Genomic DNA, 5,399 nt, shown 5'->3' with positions numbered 1-5,399 from the left:
TTAGGCTCTGAATATTCTCCAACCCGCCTGCCCATGTTGTCTTTAAAAACAAAAGGTTATTTAAGTTCAACCAATTCCCGGGCGTCTCCGCTGCGGGTCCGGCGGCTTGACCGACTACCGCAACGTCATGCACGGGCTCCGGCGGGACTCATCACCGTTAGCACGATCGCAACCGAAAGCCAGCCCGGCGGACACGCACTGCAAAAGGCTCCAGACACTGTCCAGTCGTACACAAAGCACGATTAGCGGCTTGCCCTCCAGGGAGGGGTCGAAAGCCCGCTCGGCACTGGCATAGAAACTGTTGACGTCCACGTGGGCGATATAGTCACTGCCAGGCATGAGGACCGGCCCCTTGTGCTCCGCCGTCCGGATAGGCATCAGCAGCAGGTCTCGCTAAAGGTGGTGGAGGCAGGTCTGGGCGACACCCCAGATTGTCAACGATCGCGGGTCGCGAACAGGGATGTCCGGGTAGTCCGGGTTCTCGGCCTGGAGCACGACTCCCCCGGGCAGGAGGCGCAGTCGCTTAATGGTGAGCTCACCATCAATGACTGCCACCACGACGGACCCGTCCCTGGGTTCAAGCGCCCGGTTCACGATCAACTCATCCCCGTCACTGATGCCTGCACCCTCCATGGAATGCCCGGACACCCGCACAATGTACGTGCTGGTGACATCCTTGATCAGGTGCTCATTGAGGTTGATCCTGCCATCGAAATAGTCCTGGGCCGGTGACGGATAGCCGGCCGCTACAAGGACAGGGGCGAGTAGTGGATGCACGGCAGGAGCCGCGTATTCTACTAAACAAATATCCGATATATGAGCCATTACACACCGCTTACTAGCAATAAAGTTCGATATCCCGAGTGTAGGCCCAACCCCTGACAAAGGCAGGTTCGAGTGCACACAAGCGGACGATCATCACCCGAGCCCTCAACCATCCCTGCTTCATTTTCATCGGCGCATGGTCACGCTTCATGGCCTTGTGCAACAATTTCCCCATGACTGCTCGCCTCTATGACCTCTCCTCGTCCTGGACCTTCGCCAATACCCACCAGGAAGTCTGGGACGTCATCGCGGATCCGAACATGTCATGGCCCGATTGGTGGCCGGGCTGTACTTACGCCAAGCCGCTGCAGCGGTCCCCACAAGCTGGTACGTCAAACGAGGAACTACTTCTTGCAACCACAGCCACGCTGAAATTCAAGGCCTCGCTGGGCTACTCGCTGGCGGTTTCCTACCACCCCACCCACGTTGAGAGCCCCCGCGAGGTCGTCTTTGACGCCGGCGGAGACCTGGCCGGCGAAGGCTGCGTAATCCTCTCACCGCTCGACAACGGACACACCCAAATGGACATCGAATGGCGCGTTCGACCCACCAGCCGCTGGATGACCATGCTCAGCCCCGTTGCCTCGCCGGCATTTACATTCGCTCACGCCGCCCTCATGCGTCGAGGTGAATCGGGATTGCGAGCGTATTTGGCCATGGGGAAAGCAACAAACGGCCAGTAACGTGACCATCCAACGCTAGTCATCTGCGTCGACCGGATTTAACATGATCTAAACAGCGATTCTCCACTACCGCTGACAGGCTGATGGGTCTCACGCATGAACAAACGCCAGAAGGTCGCTTCAAAAGCCAGATTCAGGTTCCAGGCGCTACTATTTGCCGCCGAAAAGTCGCTCACGAACCGAGTACGAACCGAGACTGACGAATCCGTCCATGTCCACAATGGCAGGAGACCATCAAGGAGGCCACGCGGCCACTGGAAGGCACTACGGTGACGAGCCGGGCGCTACACCACCAAGCCCGTGAAGCCAATCGCCGACTCAAACTTGGGGCCCATCCAGACCTGCAAAGCATCCAATCCTGGCTGGAAGCAAAGCGCGGCAAGCCCATCACCATTATGGAGCTGCCCACCCTGCGCGGGGATGACCTCTGCGGGTTCTGGCTGTCCTACCCGCACCGAGACGTCGTCGTGTATGCCCCGCCAAAGTCAACTTTGCAGCTCCAATTCATAGTTCTCCACGAATTCGCACACATGATCCTGGACCACCAACTCTCCGCTTCGTCACTGGCTCCCATGCACCTGCCAGGCTTTCCGGAAACCTCGCTGATGACACTCGGTCGCAGCAGCTTCGAGAATGACGACGAAGCCGCAGCGGAATACCTGGCGGAACTGTTGGCGGCGCGCACTCTTCCCCGCGTACAGGATCTGCAGGGTGAGCCGTCCGGATTTGACCAGGTCTTCGGATAATGGAATACGTGCCGGCCGCGATGCTGTGGCTGCTCACGATCGTCCGGATACCCACGGCCTCGGACAAGGAGCGGGCTTCCGTGCTGCGCGCGACGTTCTTCGCCGCTATGGCGTGCACCTTATTCATCCCCGACGTCTACACCACGATGGATCCGCTGTTAGGCGGCCGAAATCACGTGGGGCTCGTCCTGGTTATCGCGATCGTGTCCGCCTTTTGGCAATTCCATACGGCCATGGTGTTGGCCGCTTTTAGAGACCAAGGGCGGCGGCGGCAGCACCTCCGGCGCGGACGCTTCGCCATCGCTGTGGCTGGCACGAGCGTCGTTGCGGGCTTCTTCCTGAGCAAAGTGGACACGACCAACCAAAATCTGCCACTGGCCTACGGCAACCAGCCTGGCATGCAACTATTTCTGTGGATGGGCTCCGCGTTCATCATCTGGGTCTGCGCCGATATCGCCCTGACCTCCAGACGATTCCTCCCGAAGATGAGCAGCAAGGCCTTCAAGTCCGGCGTCGGTTGCTTTGCCGTAGGGTGCATCTTCATGGCCATGGCGCTGGGGAACCGACTGGTGCTGGGGATCCTCGAGGAATCCCGACGTCCAAACCACCAACTGCTTGACGGACTGAACTGGTCGTTTTCCTTGTTTGAAACTTTGGCAGTCCTGCTTGTCAGCATCGGCCTGATGCTGCCAAGGTTAAGTAAGTATTACGATGCCGTCCGGCACAATTTCCGGACACGACGGCTCTTGATGCTACTGACTCCCACATGGCGACGGAGCAGCCCGGAACGAAAGTTCATGTTGCGGAACCGATGGACCCCTTTTCTTGACCCCGTCGCGGGAAGCGCCCGCGCCCACCTGCACCGCCGAGTCATTGAAATCCGGGACTGTCAGCTGCGCGGACTGAAGCTCCTCCCCCGTGACCGGGTTCTTGTCAACGCCGCCGAACAACTGTTGATGGGGCGCTGACCGAGTCGAAGTTGGCGCCCGTCACGTAGTTCCCTTCCCTGCCATCCATGTATGAGTGCTCCCGGAATAAACCGGCGGCATCAGCAGGTGGAGGACATCGTGGAAAAGCTCAGAATCAAGACCCCCGACGACTTCGTCAGCCTCATGGGGCACAGCCTCGGATTCTGGCCGAAGGAAAGCCTGGTCTGCGTCATCCTGGACGACCGCCGGATCGGAGGAACACTCAGGGTGGACCTCCCCCGCACCGGAGCCAGCAATGATCGTCTGGTCGACCATGCTGTGCGGTACATCGGCACGGACCGCCAGGCAACCGGCGTCGTCTTTGGCCTCTTCACCTACACGCCCTAAGATCCGGGCCAGTCTCGCCCCCACGAAGACCTTATGGAAAAACTAACCGGACGGCTCAGCGAGCAAGGAATCACGGTTCGCGACGGCTGGCTCGTTGGGGAAACCACGTTCACCAACTACCTGCGCATGGGTTCTGACTCGCCCGCCACCTACTCACTGGACGGGGTCATGTCGAGCGAACTCAATGCCGAACTCATCTACCGCGGCTCCAACATCGACGCCTCTCCCGGCCTTCACGTCCCCGTTCTCGCCCAGCCCGACCTTCACGACGACGTCGTCCGGCATTGCTACCGGATAGAGGCCATGGACCCGCCCACAGCAATCGCCCAGGCCAGACAGTTGTGGGGTCGGCTTTTGAGCGGCGTCGACACTCCCACGGACGATGACGCCGCCAACCTCATCGCCAACCTCAAGTTCATCTCGGTCCGCGACAGGCTGCTGGCAGACATTCCCGGCCTGGAAGAAAGCATGCGAGACCTGCTCCTGGGGCAGACCAAGCAAGCACCACATTGGCAGCGGGTGGACCGCGCCTCCGACGTGCTGCTGCAGCTGTACATGCGGACGGACAGCGCAGACGCGGCACCCGTGCTGACCAGCCTGGGCGTCATTCAATGGTGGGAAGGCCACGGCAGCAAAGCCCACGAGTGTTTCCAGCGCGCACTGGAGGCCGACCCGGACTACAGGTTGGCCCAGCTTACCGACCACCTCGTCCGGGAAGGCGTCCTTGCCGAATGGGCAACCAACAGACAGGCCGCCTACCAGCCGCCGCACACCCGGGGCCCTGAAATCGGCGGCATAGGCCTGGCATAAAGAATTTCAACGCAGGTCATGCAGCTTCGGCGGTGAAACGACATGGATAGATGTAAACACCAACAAAGGAGAGTCCAATGACTCAGGAACTGAACACCACCCGCGTCACCAGGCCCACCGGGCTCGTGGAGGAGTGGCTGACGCCCAAGGAGATCTGCAGGGAGTTGCAGATCCCCGAGCAGACGTTCTACCAGTGGCGCGTCAAGCACCTCGGCCCGAAGGCCCACAGGATCGGCCGGCACCTGCGGATTAGCCGGACGGACCTCAACGACTGGCTTGTCACAACCGAGGATCACTTTGCCTAGAGCTCGCCTCCTCTTGGGCACGTGGGGGCAAATAACCCGCTTCCAGCTCAAGCCGAAGACTTGGCGCGCCCGCGCCAAGTTCCGCTCTTTTGATGGCAAAATCCGCCGCTATGAAGCGTGGGGAGCATCTGGGCCGAAGGCCGAGGCGGCCCTGATCCACAAGCTCACGCTGTTGGTCCCGATCAATGAGGACGAGATCGGGCCAGAGATGCAGCTGCGCGAACTGTCCCGGATCTGGTGGGCCGAATTTGAAGACCTCGGCAGAGCAGCCAATACCAGCAAACGATACAGGGAGCTTCTTGACACCCACATCCTGCCAGGGACCGGTGAGCTGACCATCAGGGAAGCTAACGTCAATTCCCTGGACAGGTTCCTCAAAACCATCCGAACCAATAGCGGATCCACGACGGCGAAGATGTGCAAGTCCATCCTGTCCGGAATGCTCGGCTTGGCGACGCGGCACGGCGCCATCAGTGCCAATCCCCTGCGAGACGTTGCGAAGATCCCCATCGTGACCAAGGAAGTCCGAGCATTGACGCTGGAGGAGGTCATTGCGCTTCGCAAGGGCGTGTACGCGTGGCAGCAACCGACCGGGCGCCCCAACGGGCTGCACGAAAAGGGGCTCTTCAGAATTGAGAGTGTAGTCAGCGCCGCCGCGTGAGGAGTCGGGTGCGGGAGGTTGTTCGGCTGAGGTGAGGGCCTTGGGAGAGAATC

At 60.2% G+C, this 5,399-nt stretch carries 6 protein-coding genes and 2 pseudogenes; 6 read left to right on the top strand and 2 right to left on the bottom strand.

What is annotated here, in order from left to right:
• Positions 1-234 precede the first annotated feature (234 nt).
• Positions 235-339, bottom strand: a pseudogene (locus tag G6035_RS20725) (hypothetical protein); the annotation flags it as partial.
• 54 nt (positions 340-393) lie between these two features.
• Positions 394-825 (bottom strand): translesion error-prone DNA polymerase V autoproteolytic subunit, encoded by a 432-nt coding sequence (locus tag G6035_RS19175; protein ID WP_176618698.1) that lies wholly within the window; start codon positions 823-825, stop codon positions 394-396.
• A 173-nt stretch (positions 826-998) separates the two neighbouring features.
• On the opposite strand from G6035_RS19175, the gene G6035_RS19170 reads away from it, so the two are divergent.
• From G6035_RS19170 to G6035_RS19140, 6 genes and pseudogenes are all read left to right on the top strand, one after another.
• Complete coding sequence (locus tag G6035_RS19170; protein WP_176618697.1) at positions 999-1,508, top strand: hypothetical protein; 510 nt, start codon at positions 999-1,001, stop codon at positions 1,506-1,508.
• Between the two features lie 269 nt (positions 1,509-1,777).
• Entirely contained in the window at positions 1,778-2,254 is a 477-nt protein-coding gene (locus G6035_RS19165; protein ID WP_176618696.1) for a hypothetical protein, read from the top strand.
• On the top strand, positions 2,254-3,222 hold the full coding sequence (locus tag G6035_RS19160) for a hypothetical protein (RefSeq protein WP_176618695.1): 969 nt from the start codon (positions 2,254-2,256) through the stop codon (positions 3,220-3,222). The genes G6035_RS19165 and G6035_RS19160 overlap by 1 nt, the downstream gene beginning before the upstream one ends.
• Before the next feature lie 51 nt (positions 3,223-3,273).
• Positions 3,274-4,380, top strand: a pseudogene (locus tag G6035_RS19150) (DUF4192 domain-containing protein).
• 77 nt (positions 4,381-4,457) lie between these two features.
• Positions 4,458-4,685, top strand: a complete 228-nt coding sequence (locus G6035_RS19145; RefSeq protein WP_176618692.1) for a helix-turn-helix domain-containing protein — start codon at positions 4,458-4,460, stop codon at positions 4,683-4,685.
• Between the two features lie 13 nt (positions 4,686-4,698).
• On the top strand, positions 4,699-5,346 hold the full coding sequence (locus tag G6035_RS19140; protein ID WP_176618691.1) for a hypothetical protein: 648 nt from the start codon (positions 4,699-4,701) through the stop codon (positions 5,344-5,346).
• The last annotated feature ends 53 nt before the right edge of the window (positions 5,347-5,399 follow it).

The sequence above is a fragment of the Arthrobacter sp. SDTb3-6 genome, assembly GCF_013376095.1.
GTDB lineage: Bacteria > Actinomycetota > Actinomycetes > Actinomycetales > Micrococcaceae > Specibacter.
Note: the sequence above shows the minus strand (reverse complement) of the source record. Positions and strands in the feature narration are given on the sequence as shown.

What these genes read in the sequence shown, in the direction of transcription:
- G6035_RS19145 (WP_176618692.1), top strand. Translation starts at nt 4,458, where the DNA reads ATGACTCAGGAACTGAACACCACCCGCGTCACCAGGCCCACCGGGCTC.
- G6035_RS19175 (WP_176618698.1), bottom strand. Translation starts at nt 825, where the DNA reads ATGGCTCATATATCGGATATTTGTTTAGTAGAATACGCGGCTCCTGCC.
- G6035_RS19170 (WP_176618697.1), top strand. Translation starts at nt 999, where the DNA reads ATGACTGCTCGCCTCTATGACCTCTCCTCGTCCTGGACCTTCGCCAAT.
- G6035_RS19160 (WP_176618695.1), top strand. Translation starts at nt 2,254, where the DNA reads ATGGAATACGTGCCGGCCGCGATGCTGTGGCTGCTCACGATCGTCCGG.